Annotated in this window: 15 protein-coding genes; 3 read left to right on the forward strand and 12 right to left on the reverse strand. The window is 57.7% G+C overall.

The window, feature by feature from the left end; all coding sequences use genetic code 11:
* Window positions 1-159: 159 nt before the first annotated feature.
* Together FJ145_25400 and FJ145_25405 are read right to left on the reverse strand one after the other, a co-directional pair.
* Window positions 160-1,404: an MFS transporter gene (locus tag FJ145_25400; protein ID MBM4264746.1), complete on the reverse strand. Its 1,245-nt coding sequence runs from the start codon at window positions 1,402-1,404 to the stop codon at window positions 160-162.
* A gap of 181 nt (window positions 1,405-1,585) precedes the next feature.
* Window positions 1,586-2,107 carry a CBS domain-containing protein gene (locus tag FJ145_25405; protein ID MBM4264747.1) on the reverse strand — a complete coding sequence of 174 codons (522 nt, stop codon included), beginning with the start codon at window positions 2,105-2,107 and terminating at the stop codon, window positions 1,586-1,588.
* A 124-nt stretch (window positions 2,108-2,231) separates the two neighbouring features.
* Between FJ145_25405 and FJ145_25410 the strand changes: the two genes are divergently transcribed.
* From FJ145_25410 to FJ145_25420, 3 genes are all read left to right on the forward strand, one after another.
* Complete coding sequence (locus FJ145_25410; GenBank protein MBM4264748.1) at window positions 2,232-3,401, forward strand: amidohydrolase; 1,170 nt, start codon at window positions 2,232-2,234, stop codon at window positions 3,399-3,401.
* A 13-nt stretch (window positions 3,402-3,414) separates the two neighbouring features.
* Window positions 3,415-4,047 carry a hypothetical protein gene (locus FJ145_25415; GenBank protein ID MBM4264749.1) on the forward strand — a complete coding sequence of 211 codons (633 nt, stop codon included), beginning with the start codon at window positions 3,415-3,417 and terminating at the stop codon, window positions 4,045-4,047.
* 128 nt (window positions 4,048-4,175) lie between these two features.
* Window positions 4,176-5,012 carry a methyltransferase gene (locus FJ145_25420; GenBank protein ID MBM4264750.1) on the forward strand — a complete coding sequence of 279 codons (837 nt, stop codon included), beginning with the start codon at window positions 4,176-4,178 and terminating at the stop codon, window positions 5,010-5,012.
* Window positions 5,013-5,339: 327 nt separating this feature from the next.
* Here the strand turns inward: FJ145_25420 and recJ are convergent, their stop codons facing one another.
* The 10 genes from recJ to FJ145_25470 all read right to left on the reverse strand — a co-directional run.
* Window positions 5,340-7,067 (reverse strand): single-stranded-DNA-specific exonuclease RecJ, encoded by a 1,728-nt coding sequence (gene recJ / locus FJ145_25425; GenBank protein ID MBM4264751.1) that lies wholly within the window; start codon window positions 7,065-7,067, stop codon window positions 5,340-5,342.
* A gap of 16 nt (window positions 7,068-7,083) precedes the next feature.
* Window positions 7,084-8,007, reverse strand: coding sequence for a protein translocase subunit SecF (gene secF, locus FJ145_25430; GenBank protein ID MBM4264752.1), 924 nt, complete (start codon window positions 8,005-8,007; stop codon window positions 7,084-7,086).
* A gap of 9 nt (window positions 8,008-8,016) precedes the next feature.
* Window positions 8,017-9,612: a protein translocase subunit SecD gene (gene secD / locus FJ145_25435; GenBank protein ID MBM4264753.1), complete on the reverse strand. Its 1,596-nt coding sequence runs from the start codon at window positions 9,610-9,612 to the stop codon at window positions 8,017-8,019.
* 3 nt (window positions 9,613-9,615) lie between these two features.
* A complete protein-coding gene (gene yajC / locus FJ145_25440; GenBank protein ID MBM4264754.1) occupies window positions 9,616-9,954 on the reverse strand; it encodes a preprotein translocase subunit YajC in 339 nt (112 codons plus the stop codon).
* 29 nt (window positions 9,955-9,983) lie between these two features.
* Window positions 9,984-11,090 carry a tRNA guanosine(34) transglycosylase Tgt gene (gene tgt, locus FJ145_25445; protein MBM4264755.1) on the reverse strand — a complete coding sequence of 369 codons (1,107 nt, stop codon included), beginning with the start codon at window positions 11,088-11,090 and terminating at the stop codon, window positions 9,984-9,986.
* A gap of 125 nt (window positions 11,091-11,215) precedes the next feature.
* On the reverse strand, window positions 11,216-12,256 hold the full coding sequence (gene queA / locus FJ145_25450) for a tRNA preQ1(34) S-adenosylmethionine ribosyltransferase-isomerase QueA (GenBank protein MBM4264756.1): 1,041 nt from the start codon (window positions 12,254-12,256) through the stop codon (window positions 11,216-11,218).
* A 170-nt stretch (window positions 12,257-12,426) separates the two neighbouring features.
* Window positions 12,427-13,176 carry a slipin family protein gene (locus tag FJ145_25455; GenBank protein MBM4264757.1) on the reverse strand — a complete coding sequence of 250 codons (750 nt, stop codon included), beginning with the start codon at window positions 13,174-13,176 and terminating at the stop codon, window positions 12,427-12,429.
* A 45-nt stretch (window positions 13,177-13,221) separates the two neighbouring features.
* On the reverse strand, window positions 13,222-14,544 hold the full coding sequence (locus FJ145_25460) for a nodulation protein NfeD (GenBank protein MBM4264758.1): 1,323 nt from the start codon (window positions 14,542-14,544) through the stop codon (window positions 13,222-13,224).
* Window positions 14,531-15,298: a uracil-DNA glycosylase gene (locus FJ145_25465; GenBank protein ID MBM4264759.1), complete on the reverse strand. Its 768-nt coding sequence runs from the start codon at window positions 15,296-15,298 to the stop codon at window positions 14,531-14,533. The genes FJ145_25460 and FJ145_25465 overlap by 14 nt, the downstream gene beginning before the upstream one ends.
* Before the next feature lie 59 nt (window positions 15,299-15,357).
* Window positions 15,358-15,618: DUF4416 family protein (locus tag FJ145_25470; GenBank protein MBM4264760.1), on the reverse strand; the 261-nt coding region annotated here is incomplete at its 5' end.

The raw sequence follows: 15,618 nt of genomic DNA on the forward strand, positions 1-15,618 counted from the left end.
GAGATCGTCGCTTAAAACGCAAATACGAATGCCGAAAAAATCAGTCAGTAAGAAAAATTGAAATAATCTACGAGCAGAGCTGGAGTATTACGTTTTTCGCTTGAAATTTTCAGCGGGATGTTCAGGCCTGCATGAATGAATGAGCGGCGCTGGCAACCGTTACTTCTTCATCAACATCACCGTCACGACGCTCGCAAGCGCTGGGAAGATGGCAATGGCGAGGATCGCTGATGGCAAGCCATAAGCATCGGCGACGATTCCGGCAATCAGCGGCGCGAGAAAAGAGACGCTCATGTTGGCGCCGTAAATCACTGCGACAATGCTGCCGGCAAGGTGCTCTGGCGCGGACTCCATGGCCGCGCTGACGATCACCGGGCGCAGCGCCCAGAGAAGCGCGCCGAGCGCGCCTAATACTACGACCAGCATCGGCCCCGAGCCAAGATATGGTATCGCCACGATGGCGGCGACGCTGGCAAAAGAGAACAGCGCAATTAACAATCGGTGGCCAAGCCGATCGGAAACCCAGCCGACCACCGCCGGCGCGATGCCGGCGCACAAAAACAAGATCGACATGTACGCGCCGGTGACCGCCGCCGGCAATTTCAAATGCAGCGCTAAATACAATGGCAGAAACGAGCTCAGCGCCGTCTGCCCCATGGCGCGCAGAGTCGAGACTGCCACCAAACCAAACACCGTGCGATTCTTGACGACATCTTCCCAAAAGGCTCGTTTATAGTCGCGCGGCCGCGGCGTTGCCTCGGCATTCTCGGCGCCGAAAAAAATGTAGAGGAGCCCCACCGTCACACCGGGAATCGCCCAGATTTGCAGCGTCGTGCGCCAATCGAAGACCGTCAGCAACAACCCGATTGCGAGCGGGCCCAGGACTTCCCCGAGGTTCGCGCTGCTGTCGTGCACGCCGAGCGCAAAGGCGCGGCGATCCTTGTAGCTGGCAGACAGTATGGCCAAAGACTGAGGATGAAAACCGCCGCCGCCAAGGCCGCAAAGCGCCATGAAGATCAAGAGTAACGGGAAGCTCGACACCGCGCTCAGGCCAAGACACGAGACACCGATGGACGTGATGCACAAACCCAACCAAAGATTGCGCGCCCGCGCTAGGTCGGCAAGAAATCCCGATGGGAAACTCGCCACGCCGGCCAACAGGGTCCGCGCCGAAGCAAGCGCGCCTGCTTGCGCTAAGCTCAATCCCAAAGACGCCGTCAGCAGCGGCAAGATCACGGCGATGACCCCGTTGAATAGGTGCTCGGTCATATGCGCCGTGCAATTGGCTGCGAGGCGTCCCCACGCCATGGCGGGCATCGAAACAGTCTGTGCACTCTCGATTTTCGACACGAATTTCCCTCTAACTTGCACCTTAGCCAAAGGAGCCGGAAAAACCAACGCCATGCCGCAAGCCTAGGGGCTTGGGGCTTTGTCGGTCAGCCGAGCTCGATCAGTTTGTCTCGGGCAGCATGGCCGCGGAGGATTTTTGATTTTGGCTTCGGGCAGGGAGATTGGTTTTGAAGTGGACCCAGATCCGAGGCGGCGTGCGCTAGCTTAGCGCCGCGGGAATGAGATGCAAAAAGTTTTAGCGCCCGCCCAGCTCCAGCTTTTCCTGGAGTTTTTGATAAGTCACCAAGAGGTCGGTGGAAGTGATAATGCCGCAGACCTTGCCATCCTCCCCAATGACAGGAAGGCAGTTGATGCGCCGCTTGATCATCTCCGTGGCCGCCACCGAAAGGAGCGCATCTGGTTTTACCGTCACGACATTGTGCGTCATCACTCCGCTAACGGTTTTCGCCTGCCAATTGGGCGTACGGCCGAGCGCGCGCAAAACATCGCGGTCGGAGAACACGCCAGCCAGTTTGCCGTCGGCGTGCAAAACCAAGAAATGGCGGAAGCGATGGTTCGACATCAACTGCACGGCCTCGCCGAAAGTATGATGCGGCGATAGCGTAACAAGTTTTCTGGTCATGACATCGCCGACACGCATGGCCGGAGATGCCACCGGGCTTGGAGCACGATCACTTTGTGTTGAAACGTTAAGGGGCTGTTCCATAGGCTTTCTGCTAGTAGCGCCGCGCGAGTTTACGGACCGCTTGGTGTCCATCTAAAATGATCGGCACAGCACTGTGGCGCTTTACCGCCGCGGCAGCCAAGCCCGGCCGTCATGGTATTGACAATTCACAAGCAGGCGCATTACGCTCGCACTTATAGAAGGGGGAGGACGCCCGATGGCGAAAAACGGTTTCAAAGTATTTGACAGCGACATGCACATCATGGAGCCGCCCGACTTGTGGGAGCGCTACATCGATAAGGAATTTCTCGACCAGGCGCCGCGCGGCCGGACTTCTGACAACGTCCGCGATCTTGGCACCATCTTTCCACGAGTCCCTAAGGACACCCGGCGCACCGGCGGCACGCCCCACCGCGGCAAAAATTTCGACAAGAACCAGGACATCTATCGCAGCCACGCTGAGCGCGGCTGGACCGGCCAAGTGCAGCTCGAAGCGATGAACACAGAAGGCATCGACACGGCGGTGCTTTTTCCCACCCGCGGCCTGGGCATTCTCACCTTTCCCGACCAAGATCCGCGCTTTGCCGCGGCGATGGCGCGCGCCTACAACGACTGGCTGCATGATTTCTGCTTCGCCGACCCCAATCGGCTCCTCGGCGCCGGCATGATCTCGGTTTACAATCTTGACGACGCGCTTAGCGAAACCCGCCGGGTCGCCGAAGACTACGGCTTTCGCTCGGTGTTCTTACGTTCCAATCTAATCAACGGCATCAACTGGTATGACCCGCATTATGAGCCGCTATGGAATTTGCTCGAAGAGTTGAATCTGCCCCTGGGCTTTCACGAAGCGTCGGCGTCGCGCTCGCGCCAGGCAGCGGAGCATTTTGAGCCCAATTTTGGCATCCGCCGCGTCTACGCCCAGCCCTTCGAGCAAATGATGGGGCTCGGCGCTTTTCTCTGCGGCGGCATTTTAGAACGCCACCCCAAGATGCGCGTGGCCTTTCTCGAAGCCAACTGCTCGTGGCTGCCCTGGCTCCTCTGGCGCATGGATGAAGGCTACGAGCGCGAAGGCGATGTGTTCATGCCCGACTTGAAAATGCCGCCCAGCGAGTATTTCAAACGGCAGTGTTGGATTTCCATCGAGCCGGACGAAGCGCCGGCGCGCTACACGATTGAAGAGTTTGGCTGCGATCAATTGGTCTTCTCCACCGACTACCCGCACGGCGATTCGAAGTATCCGAACGCGGTGTCGAGTTTTCTCGAACTAACACTGCCCGACGAAGACAAGCGCAAAATTCTCTGGGATAATTGCGCAAGATTCTACGGCTGCGGCGAATACGAGCCGCGAAAAACATCGCATCAACAAACCCAACAGCTCCACGCATAGAAAAGGAGAGATCATGGAAACTCAAACCATCACTCAATCCCTCGCTGGCAAAGAAAACGCCAAGGATCGTTTCGTTCGTAAAACTCGCGAACTCTTCGCCAAGGAACCTGACCTCGACAAGCGCTGGACTGCGCTGCGGCCGATATTGGCTGAACTCTTGGCTGATCCGGACATGGTCGCAGCGTCAAAGAAGTGGCCCGATTGCGTGCCGGCCAATGGCCGGGCAGAAAACTTGCTGTTCTACGAGGACCCCGACTACGGTTTCGCGATCAACGGCTTAACCAAAGGCACGGCGCGCCAAGGCGGCAGCACGCGCATCCACGACCATGCCCATATCTACACGCTCTACGGCGTCATCGACGGCCGTGAAAAGGTCGTCCGCTATGACCGGCTCGACGATCGGTCCAATCCGAAGTATGCCAAGATTCAAGAAGCGTCCAATGTGCTGTGCGGCCCGGGCGACATCGATCTGGTCAAGCCCTATGAGATTCACACCGAATTGACCGTGGGAGAACGCACCGTGGCCGTCATCATCCGCAGCCAAAAGGGCGGTGATTTCAACCAGGGGCGCTACAATCCCGAGACTTGCGAATACTACGAGAGCCTGGGGCCCCGGCAGACGCCCTGCGAAATGATGCCCAAGTAACGGACAGGAGAAACACTCACCACGAAGACACGAAGATCACGAAGTTCGGAAAAAGATTTTCTTCTCTGACCTTCGTGTTATTCGCGTCTTCGTGGTGAATATTTCTTTTTCTGGAAAGGAACACGATCATGTCACGAGCTGAATTGCGAGAACAGGCGCTGAAGTCCATCAACGTCACGCTGAACTATCTCGTCGACACCGGTGAAAAACCCGTGGGCTACGGCGGCGTCGGCCAAGTGGAAGCGGATCGTAAGCGCAAAGGCAAATATGTCGAGTACCCGATGACGGTCTACGACGCTCGGCCGTTGGTCGGCCAGCTCGAGTTGGAGCGCGAAGGTTTCATCTTGGTCAGGCATGAAACCAAGATGAAAAGTTTTTACGACGAAGCGGAAGTGCGCTCGGTGTATTACAAAGAAACCGAAGAGCTGGTCAAACAAACCTCGGGCGCCAAGCGGGTGCTGGTTTTCGATCACACATTGCGCTCCGCCGACATGGCCACCCGTGAGACCAAGCAGATCAGCGGCCCGGTGCGCAACGCCCATAATGACTACACAGAATGGTCGGGACCGCAGCGGGTGCGTGATCTGTTGCCGGACGAAGCCGAAGAGTTGATCAAGAAACGTTTCGCGGTGGTCCAGGTGTGGCGGCCGATCAACAAGCCGGTCGAGCGCGAGCCGCTGGCGATAGCCGATGCGCGCAGCATCGGGACCAAGGAATTAATCGGCAGCTCGCGCGTCTACCCGGACCGAGTCGGCGAGGTTTATCACATCACCCACAATCCCGATCATGTCTGGTACTATTTCCCCAACATGCAGCGCAACGAAGCCATGGTCTTTAAATGCTACGATTCCATGAAGGACGGCCGCGCGCGCTGGACCGCGCACTGCGCCTTTGACGACCCCAATAGCCCGCCCGATGCGCCGCCGCGCGAAAGCATTGAGATGCGCACGTTGGCTTTTTTCTGAGTTCTACAAGCCCGCAAAAACACGAAGGGCCTGCGTTTCCCCACGCAGGCCCTTCTCTTTTTGTTGCTCAATGAGCAATCGCACGTTCGCTAACGGAACGCGTTAAACGATCTCGGATTCTTACTTCCGTGATTTCTTTCTTGGCCGCTTCCGGCAGGTCAGGCAGTCAATCTTGGCCATGGCTTATTTCCTCCTCTAGGTTCCTAGCCATCCCATCCTACATGGTTGGACGACCAAGCCAAGCGGATCCAGCCAAAGGCAAAAAAGTCACACTAATTCAGCTGGTTGCACAATTGCAAACTTTAAAAACAGCGTTTTATTTAATGATTAACCGGCTGGTCGGACATCGGCAATGCGCATTTCGACGGATTTGTTGCCATTCCATTCGTTTTCACTAAGCCGGTGCGCGACATCCACCCGGCTCCCAGGCTCCCCCGCAAGACAATCGCCATCGCCAAAAAACACGCCGTTGATAAATCGGCCGTTTTGCCGGTAGCGAAACCGCACCCCGGTGGCAAACGGCTTGCGCTCGCATACTTCTAACTGGCTGGTAACAAACAGCGGCTCGGGGTTGCCAACGCCAAAGGGTTTGAGTATCTCCAATTGTTGCAAAAGCGGTAGGCCGATATCCGCCAAATCCAGCTGCGCATCGGCTTCGAGCAGCGGCGATAAGTCGTCCGGCGCCAAGCAGCTCCGCGCGACGATTTCGAAACCCTCGGCGAAGTCAGGAAGCTTCTCCGCTTTGACCGATAGGCCGCCGGCGTACTCATGGCCGCCAAACTTCTCCAAATGCTCGGCGCAGCGGCGAAACGCCTCGACCATGTGAAAGCCGCGGATGCTGCGCGCTGAGCCTTTGCCCATGGCGCCGTCGATGCCAACTACCACTGTGGGTCGATGAAAGCGCTCAACAATGCGCGAAGCGACGATACCCAAAACCCCCGGGTGCCAGCCCTCGCCGCCCAAAACCAGCGAATAACGATCGCCGCCGTCGATCCGCTCTTCGGCTTGCGCCAGCGCTTGGCTCAAGACTTCGGCTTCGATGGCGCGTCGCTCGCGATTATTTTCGTCGAGTTCCTGGGCGATGCGCAAAGCCGTTTCCGCTGAATCCGTCGTCAGGAGCTCCACGACTTTGATGCCATAATCGACGCGGCCCGCGGCGTTGATCCGCGGTCCCAGTTGAAAGCCCACTTGGCCCGCAGTGACCGAGCCGTTCTGGATATTGGCCACCTGTTTCAGCGCCACCACGCCTGCACGGGTGGAGCCGGCCAATTCCACCAGGCCGCGTTTGATTAAGGTACGGTTGACACCCTTGAGCGGCACCATATCGGCAATGGTGCCGAGCGTGACGATGTCGAGGTAGCGGCGAATATCGGGATCGCCCGATTGCGCGAACCAGCCGGCTTCGCGGAGCTTGGCACGCAGACCGATGACGAGATAAAAAGCCAGTCCCGCGGCGCACAGCCCTTTGTCGGGGAAAGCGCAGTCTTTACGGTGCGGGTTGACGACAGCAATCGCCGGCGGCAACTCTGCCGGCGTTTGATGATGGTCGACAACGACAATATCCAAACCAAAAGCGCGCGCCGCGGCTACTTCATGAGCGTTGGAAATGCCGCAGTCCACGGTGACGACCAGATCGACGCCGCCGTCTTTTAAGCGGCGTAGACCTTCGGTGTTGAGGCCATAGCCTTCGTCGATGCGATGCGGCACATGGTAAATCGGAGCAGCACCAAGCTCGCGCAGAAAAGAAACCAATACCGAGGCACCGGTGGTGCCGTCAACGTCATAGTCGCCCCAGATGGCGATCTGTTCCTTTTTTTCCAGCGCGCCGACGATGCGCGCCACCGCCGGTTTCATATCGGCCATTTCGAAGGGCGATGGCAGGTCGGCACGCAGGCTGGAAGAGAGAAAGCACCGCGCGGTGCTCGTGTCCGTGAGATTGCGTTGAATTAATAACCGCGCAAGCAGCGGCGAGATTTTCAGCTCCGCCGCGTGCCGGGCGACCGCCGCCTCATCGGCTTGTTTGACAACCCAACGCTTGGCGGCATGGCTCGGCATGAAGTACGATTGCCCCTTAGCGCCTGAATGACTTTTCCCAGAGCAGAATGATCGGGCTGGCGATGAAGATCGTCGAGTAGACACCGGAAATGAAACCGACGATCAGCGCAAAGGCGAACGGCCGAATCACCGCGCCACCCAAAAAGTAAAGCGCCGTCAACACCAGCAATGCCGACCCCGTGGTCAATATCGTTCGGCTCAAAGTTTCGTTGATGCTGGTGTTGATAATATTTTCCAAGCTCTCGCGGCGAATTTTGCGTAGGTTTTCGCGAATACGATCGCAGATGACCACTGTGTCGTTGACCGAGAAACCGACGATGGTGAGAAGTGCGGCGACGACGGTCAAGTCGAATTCGTAGTTCGCCAACATCAACGCGCCGGCGGTAATCAACACGTCATGGATCAACGCGATCACAGCGCCGATGCCAAAGTGCAGCCCAAACTTCGCACCGAAGGCCGAAGCAAACCTGACCCAGATATAAACGCCCATCATGATGGTTGCCGCGATGACCGACATGGTGCCGCGCCAGCGCAGGTCTTCGCCAATCTTCGGCCCAACGAACTCAACACGGCGCACTTCAAACTTGCCTTCGCCGAACTTTTTCGTCAGCGCACTTTTCAGCTGTTCGGTCACTTTGGCGATCGGCACATCGACCTTCTCAACTCGCACCAAGTATTCGTTGGCCCCTTCCTGGCCAAAGTCTTGAATCGTGCTGCTGCCCAACCCCACGGTTTCAAGCGCCTGGCGGATTTCCGGTATCGAGGTCTTTTGCTGCAACTTCAACTGCGCCATAGTGCCGCCGGCGAAATCGACACCGAGATTGGGACCGCGAAAGAACAGAAACGCGAGCACGACGAGATTGATGACCGTCGAGAGGATCGCGGCGATTTTGCGATAACGGGTGAATGGAATCTTTGAGCCCGGTTTGATGAGTTCCATGCTAATCCTTTAGATACTGATGCGCTCCAAGCGGCGGTTGCCGAGGCGAGAGTCATAGTAGACACGGGTCAAATAAACCGCCGTGAGCACCGTCGTGAGAATACCGATGCAAAGCGTTACGGCGAAGCCCTTAATAGGCCCGGTGCCGAACTGGAAGAGAATCACGCCGGATAGAAAAGTCGTGATATTGGAGTCGAGAATCGCCGGCAGCGCATTTTGATAACCGGCTTCGATGGCCGAGCGCACCGCCCGACCGGCGCGTAACTCCTCGCGAATGCGCTCATTGATCAGCACGTTGGCATCCACCGCCATACCGACGGTGAGAACGATACCGGCAATGCCGGGCAAAGTGAGCACGGCTTGAAAGCCAGCCAAGATCGCAATCATAAAAAGCACGTTGAAGACCAACGCGACCACGGCGACCAGGCCCGCGCCTTTGTAATAAGCAATCATGAAGAGGATGACTAACGCGCCGCCGACAATAAAAGAGGTGACACCTTGCTGGATCGAGTCGCGGCCCAGGGAAGGTCCCACGGTGCGCTCTTCGACGATTTCCACGGGGGCCGGCAATGCGCCGGCGCGCAGAATAATCGACAGGTCGCGCGCCTCCTTGATGTCGAAGCTGCCGGTGATCGAGGCGCGCCCGCCGCCGATGCGTTCTTGTATGACCGGCGCGGAATAAACTCGATTGTCCAAGACAATGGCGAGGCGCCGCTTGACGTTGGCCGAAGTAATCTGCTCGAACAAGCGGGCGCCCGTCGAATTCAAGATCAACTCTACGTAGGGGCCCTGGAGCTGCTCGCTCGGCCGCACCCGGGCATCTTGAATGAACTCGCCGGTCATCAACGCGCGCGCCTCGAGCACGTAGGCGGCCTTCTCGCTCGCGCCTTCGCGTTGGGGCGCTTGACCATAGAGCACCTCGCGCCCGGGCGGCGGTCCGCTCTTGATCGCCTGTTCGATATCGGCCGACTCGTCCACCAGTTTGAATTCGAGCAGCGCCGTCTTGCCGACGATCTGCTTGGCTCGCTCCGGATCTTGAATACCCGGAAGCTGAATCAAAATATCCTGTTGTCCCTGGCGCTGGATGATCGGCTCGCTGACGCCAAACTGGTCGATGCGATTGCGGATGGTTTCCAACGATTGATCGACAGCGTAGTCGCGCAGCGACTTTAGTTCTTCTTTGCTGAGGCTAAGCTCCAGCTCGGTAGCCCCTCCCGAGGTTTGCGTGTTGCCGATGGTGAGGTTGGCAAAGTCGCTCTTCAACAAACCACGCACCCGCTCAAGATTCGCCGCGTCGGTCTTGATCTTGATCTGTGTGCCCGCCACTCGCTCCGCCGAGGTGCCGGAGATGCCCCGCTCGCGGAGCATTTTCACCAAGCTCTCCTTAGCGCGCTCGACATTATTTTCGATGGCTTTGTCGACCTTGACTTCTAGCACCAGGTGACTGCCGCCCTGAAGATCGAGTCCTAAATGGATCTTGTCCGACGGCAGAAAGCTCGTCCACCAAGATGGCAGCGAAGGCATGAAAGTCGGCACCAGATAAATCAATGCCGCGACAATGGCTACGGCGAACAGGCTCAACCGCGTCAGCACGTTACGACGCATTTCCTACTCCTTCGATGATTCTTTGCTGGGGCTCTTCTCAGCCGTCAGGACGGCGGCGATCTGCGGGCGCGCGACCCGAATGCGCACGTTGGCAGCCACTTCCAGTATCACCACATTTTCCTTTAAGTCGACTACCTTACCGTAAATCCCGCCGGAGGTCATCACTTCGTCGTTCTTTTTCAGCTTGCTCAACAGATCTTGATGGGCCTTGGCCTTTTTCTGCTGCGGCCGGATGACCATGAGATACATGATGATAAAAATCAAAATGAAGGGCACGATCGTCATCAAAGGCCCCGGCCCGGCCACTCCCGGCGCCCCCTGTGCGTAGGCAAGGTCGAACATACTTCCTCCTCAAGAAATTACGTCGCGTGCTAAGATACCGCTAAGCCGGCTTGTTCCGTCCAGCTGATCGACTGACCCGTGCTTATGGCTTGCCGACAACGTTTCATGAAATCTTGGTAAAAGTAAAGATTGTGCAGCGTATTTAGTTGTGCCGAAAGAATCTCACCGGCCATGAACAGATGGCGCAAATAGGCGCGCGAGAAGTGCCGGCAAGAGTAGCAGCCGCAGTCTTGGTCCAATGGCCGCCCGTCGTTGGCGAACTCGGCGCGTTTGATGTTGACGCGCCCGTGCAGCGTAAAAAGCGTGCCGTTGCGGGCGTTGCGCGTCGGAATCACGCAGTCGAACATATCGAAACCCGCCTGCACCGCGGCGAGTATATCCTGCGGCCGGCCGACGCCCATCAAGTAGCGCGGTTTATCTTCTGGCAAGAGCGCCACGGTGAAAGCGCCGATCGATTGCAACAACGCTTCACCCTCGCCCACCCCTAAGCCACCGACGGCAAACCCCTCGAATGGCAGGGCGGCCAACGCATCGACGCACGAGCGCCGTAAATCTTCGAACAGGCCGCCCTGGACGATGCCGAACATGAGTTGTTGCGGGCGCCGTCGCGCTTGAAGGCAGCGCTCGGCCCAGCGAATCGTCCGTTCCGTCGAGCTGCGCACGTAATCGCGCTTGGCATCCGCAGGAATGCATTCATCGAGCACCATGGCAATATCGCTGCCCAGCGCTTCTTGAATCTCCACCGCCTTCTCCGGCGTCAGCAGGTGAGTAGAACCGTCGATGTGCGACTGAAACCTGGCGCCCTCTTCGGTGATCTTGCGCATATGCGCCAAGCTAAAGACCTGATAGCCGCCGCTGTCGGTGAGAATCGGCCCATCCCAACCCATGAACTTATGCAGCCCACCCAACTCGCGAATCAACTCGTGCCCTGGCCGCAAGTAAAGATGGTAAGTATTGCCAAGAATGATCTGGCAGCCAATCTCTCTCAAATCGCGCGGCAACATCGCCTTGACGGTGCCCTGAGTGCCCACCGCCATAAAACAAGGGGTTTCAAGTACGCCGTGCGGCGTCTGTAAAAGACCCAGGCGCGCCTTCGTAAGGGTGTCTTTGTAAGTGAGAGTGAAGTGCGTCGGCATGGATCGATTTTGGATTTTTGATTTTGGATTTTAGATTGTCGGAAACCACCGAACACAGGTTACTGCCTCAAACTCCTATTTCCTAATCCGACAATCCAAAATCGGCAATCCAAAATCCAAAATCGTCAGAGGATTAGCATCGCGTCGCCGTAGCTATAAAACCGATATTGCCGCTCGATCGCTTCGGCGTAGGCTCTGCGGACCAGATCCAAGCCGGCAAAAGCGGCGACGAGAATCAGCGGCGTCGAGCCGGGCAAATGAAAGTTGGTGATCAACGCATCGATGGCACGGAAACGGTCGCCCGGCTTGATGTATAGCCGCGCAATGCCTTCATCCTCTTCAATCCCGTTTTTTTGTTGAGCCACCCACTCGAGCGTACGCGTGCTGGTGGAGCCAACCGACACGACACGATGGCCCGCCTGTTTGGTCCGGCGAATTTTCTCGGCGGCTTCGGCGCTGAGAATATATCGCTCACCTTCCATCCGGTGATTTTCGATTTGCCGATCGCGCACCGGCTGGAAAGTACCCGGGCCGACATGCAGCGTCAGCAGCGCGCGCTCGATGCCTTTGTCACGCAGTTGCTCGAACAGCGCATCGGTAAAATGAAATCCTGCGGTGGGCGCCGCAACCGCCCCGGCGTGCGCGGCATAAACGGTCTGGTAGCGCTCCTGATCCAACGCCTCCGTGCCGCCACTGCGTTTGACATAGGGCGGCAGCGGCGGCTCACCGCGGCGCTCCAGCCAGTCGTCGAAGTCGCCGCGATGATGGAACTCCAAGCCGTAGCGGCCGCGGCCCATGTCGCCGATTACTTCGGCCGTCGCCTCATCGGCAAAGCGCAGCCGGCTCCCCACCGGCGGCTTTTTTGCCGCATCGATCATAGCGATCCACAAGCTCCGCCCTTCCTCCGGAAAGCGCTCGATCAAAAGCACTTCCGCTTTGCCGCCGCTCTCCTTCTCACCGCACAAGCGCGCCGGAAAGACTTTGGTGTCGTTGAGTACAAGCAAATCGCCAGGGTCGAGGAAGTCTCCCAGCTCGGAAAAAATGGTGTGAATGATTTCGCCAGTGGCGCGCTTGATCACCAACAGCCGCGAAGCCTGGCGCTCCCGGCTCGGATAGGCTGCAATCAAAGAGTCGGGCAGCTCATAGTTGAACTCGTCGAGGTTCATCGCAGCAAAATCATTGAAGGAGAACCTCTGAGTAGAGTACGCCTTCCGCACCATGCGAAACGGTGCGCACGGCGCACGCTACTGGGTTCGTTTCGGCATGCTAGCCGTTCAGGACCGCGCTATTTTGAAATCTGAAATTTGCAATCTGTGATTCTGAGCCACAGCGAGGATTAGTCCTTCTTTAGAAACGGCGTTAGCAGATCGATGGGCACGGGGAAAATCGTCGTCGAGTTTTTTTCCGAAGCGACTTCCACTAGGCTCTGCAAAAAACGCAATTGCAGCGCCATTGGCTGTTTGCCAATGACCTCGGCGGCATCGGCGAGTTTCTGCGACGCCTGGAACTCGCCGTCGGCATGAATGACCTTGGCGCGCCGCTCGCGCTCGGCTTCGGCCTGCTTGGCCATCGCCCGCTGCATCTCCTGCGGCAGATCGATATGCTTGATCGCCACCTGGGTCACCTTGATGCCCCACGGGTCGGTGTGTTGATCGATGATCGATTGCAGGTTGGCGTTGATCTTGTCACGCTCGGCGAGCAATTCGTCCAGCTCGCACTCACCGCAGACGCTGCGCAGCGTTGTCTGCGCCAATTGCGAGCTGGCGAATAGATAATTCTCCACCTCGCGCACCGCTTTGTTGGGCTCGATGACACGGAAATAAAGCACGGCGTTCACCTTCACCGACACGTTGTCGCGGGTGATCACGTCCTGCGGTGGGATGTCCATGGTCACCGTGCGCATGTCCATCTTCACCATCTTTTCGATGCCTGGAATGATGTAAACCAGGCCCGGGCCGCGCGAGCCGACCATGCGCCCGAGACGAAACACCACGGCGCGCTCATATTCGCGCAGGATCTTGATGCCGCTAATCAGCAGCGCCACCGCGATGACAAGAAAAGTTGCCAAGGGTCCAAATCCAAACATTTCCTACCTCCTCCGTGACTAACCGCCTGGAATCGATCCGCTTGCTTAACTCCGCGTTTCGCTGCCTGCGACGCGACTGACCTTCAAGCATAGGCCGTCATAGCCGATCACTTTGACTTTTTCGCCGACACCGATCTCGCCGTGGGCGGCCTGCGCGTTCCAATATTCGCCGTGGACGAATATCTTACCGGCCGGGCTGAGCTTGTCGCCGCGCACCTCGCCGATCTCGCCGATCAGGCCGTCCATGCCCATGGTCGCCTTTGACTGCTGCGAGTTGAAAACCAAATAGCTAATTGCCAACATGAACGCACCGACGGTGCCCACCGCCGTGAAAATAATCGGTTTATCGACGCCAAAATCGCCCAGCTCGCTATCGAAGAGCAGCAGCGAACCGAGCGCGAGCGATATGATGCCGCCAATGCCCAGCACACCGAAGCTCGGCAGGAACGCCTCACCGACCAGCAGCGCTACTCCCAACAAGATCAAGGCAAGACCGGTGTAGTTGATCGGTAAGAGCTGCAGCGAAGCGAACGCCAGCAGCAAACAGATCGCGCCGGCGACGCCCGGGAAAATGACCCCGGGATGGGAGAACTCCATGTACAAGCCGAGGATGCCCGCCATCATTAAAAGATAAGCGATGTTCGGATCGGCTATGGTGTTCAAAACTTTTTGCTTCAAGCTCATGTCGTGGCGCACCACGCGAACGCCTTTGAGATCGAGCTCCTGCTTTTTGCCATCGAGATCGACAATACGGCCCTGCGCTTGTTTGAGCAGATCATCGACGTCGGTCGCAACGATATCGATGACGTTTTTCTTGAGCGCTTCCTTCTCGGTGATCGCGACGCTTTTGCGCACCGCCTGAATCGCCCATTCGGTATTTCGGCCGCGCTTCTGCGCGATGGTTTCGCCGAAGGACGCGGTGAAGTTTTCGATCTTCTCACCCATCACGCCCTTCACTTCTTGGCCACCGCCAGCCACCGGATGGGCGGCGCCAATGTTGGTTCCCGGCGCCATGGCGGCGATGTGAGCAGCCATGGTGATAAAGACTCCCGCCGAGCCGGCGCCGGCGCCGCTCGGCCCGACCCAGACCATCACGGGTACATGGGCACCGAGCATCTCCTTAACGATGGTACGCGTCGAAGTCAGAAGCCCACCCGGTGTGTCGAGTTGAATGATCAAAGCCCGAGCGCCGCCATTTTTTGCCCGAGTGATACTCTCGCGGATAAAATCATCCACCGCCGGATTGATCGACCCATCGATGGAAATCACGTCGACGTGCGGCTGCCCGCCTTCTTTGCCCGGCTGAGCCGCGATGGCATAACCCGCAACGATCAGAATGACAAGACAGAGCGTCCTAAGCATTTTCACCGCGCATCTCTTTTATGACTTTTTTGATGTCTTCCCAGACCAGTTTTTTGTCTGCCGGATTGCGCAAGAGATAGGCCGGATGAAAGGTCGGCATGAGTTTGATGCCCAAGTAGCTGTGCCAATTGCCGCGCAGCCGCGAGATCGGCAGCTTGCTGTGCAGCAAGGTTTGCACGGCGAATTTGCCCAGCGCAACGATGATCTCAGGGCGAATGAGATCGATCTGCTTTTTCAGAAAGGGCTCGCAGGCGGCAACTTCGTCCGGTTCGGGATTGCGATTTTCCGGCGGCCGGCACTTGACGACGTTGGCGATGTAAACGTCGCTGCGCTGCATGCCCATGCCTTTGGTAATGATGTCGGTCAAAAGCTGGCCGGCGCGGCCGACAAACGGTTCGCCCTGCAGATCTTCATCCCGCCCCGGTCCTTCGCCGACGAACATAAGCTTGGCATGTGGGTTGCCGACGCCGAAGACTAGATTGGTCCTGCCCGAGCATAGTTTACAGAGCTGGCAATCGCCGATCGCCGATCGCAAAGCCTCTAACGAGGGCACCTGCGCCAGCGGCGAAGAGGGGGCAAACAAATTTTCCTGCGAGACGGCCATTACTTTTGCTTCGTCGGTCGCGACGGCTGGCATCGTTTGATCAAAGAGGGCGACTTCGGCGCGCGAGAGCACGTGAATGCCGGCGCGTTGGCGCCGTTCAAGCTGGCGCCGCAGCGAAGTCACAACCGCGTCGATATCGTCCGTTTGGTTCGACATGCTTATATTTGCACGAATCTTAGCACCGGAAAGTCGCGAGTAGCAACGGCTCGGTAGTCTTATTCGCTCTGCCGATGCGCTCTGAGCTGGGCGAGGTAGCTCGCGCGCACAGAGGTCAGAAATTGCAGCGTCTCGGGCCACAGGTAATCGCGATAGGTGTAAGGCAAGCCGTGGAACCCGCCGTTGTAGTACAACAAGGTGGCCTCACCGAAGATACCGCCGTCGAGGTAAATGCGCTGACTCGCGTTCTTGGTCGAAGCGAGCACGAGTTTGAAGGCGTCGAGGTAGCCGGGGTCAATGTTAACCCTGCGTCCGGCGCT

Source organism: Deltaproteobacteria bacterium (assembly GCA_016874755.1).
In the GTDB taxonomy this organism is placed as follows: domain Bacteria; phylum Desulfobacterota; class Binatia; order UBA9968; family UBA9968; genus DP-20.

Excerpts from the sequence above, each read along its gene's own strand:
- FJ145_25400 (MBM4264746.1), bottom strand. The coding sequence starts at position 1,404 with ATGGCGTTGGTTTTTCCGGCTCCTTTGGCTAAGGTGCAAGTTAGAGGG.
- FJ145_25405 (MBM4264747.1), bottom strand. The coding sequence starts at position 2,107 with ATGGACACCAAGCGGTCCGTAAACTCGCGCGGCGCTACTAGCAGAAAG.
- FJ145_25410 (MBM4264748.1), top strand. The coding sequence starts at position 2,232 with ATGGCGAAAAACGGTTTCAAAGTATTTGACAGCGACATGCACATCATG.
- FJ145_25415 (MBM4264749.1), top strand. The coding sequence starts at position 3,415 with ATGGAAACTCAAACCATCACTCAATCCCTCGCTGGCAAAGAAAACGCC.
- FJ145_25420 (MBM4264750.1), top strand. The coding sequence starts at position 4,176 with ATGTCACGAGCTGAATTGCGAGAACAGGCGCTGAAGTCCATCAACGTC.
- recJ (MBM4264751.1), bottom strand. The coding sequence starts at position 7,067 with ATGCCGAGCCATGCCGCCAAGCGTTGGGTTGTCAAACAAGCCGATGAG.
- secF (MBM4264752.1), bottom strand. The coding sequence starts at position 8,007 with ATGGAACTCATCAAACCGGGCTCAAAGATTCCATTCACCCGTTATCGC.
- secD (MBM4264753.1), bottom strand. The coding sequence starts at position 9,612 with ATGCGTCGTAACGTGCTGACGCGGTTGAGCCTGTTCGCCGTAGCCATT.
- yajC (MBM4264754.1), bottom strand. The coding sequence starts at position 9,954 with ATGTTCGACCTTGCCTACGCACAGGGGGCGCCGGGAGTGGCCGGGCCG.
- tgt (MBM4264755.1), bottom strand. The coding sequence starts at position 11,090 with ATGCCGACGCACTTCACTCTCACTTACAAAGACACCCTTACGAAGGCG.
- queA (MBM4264756.1), bottom strand. The coding sequence starts at position 12,256 with ATGAACCTCGACGAGTTCAACTATGAGCTGCCCGACTCTTTGATTGCA.
- FJ145_25455 (MBM4264757.1), bottom strand. The coding sequence starts at position 13,176 with ATGTTTGGATTTGGACCCTTGGCAACTTTTCTTGTCATCGCGGTGGCG.
- FJ145_25465 (MBM4264759.1), bottom strand. The coding sequence starts at position 15,298 with ATGTCGAACCAAACGGACGATATCGACGCGGTTGTGACTTCGCTGCGG.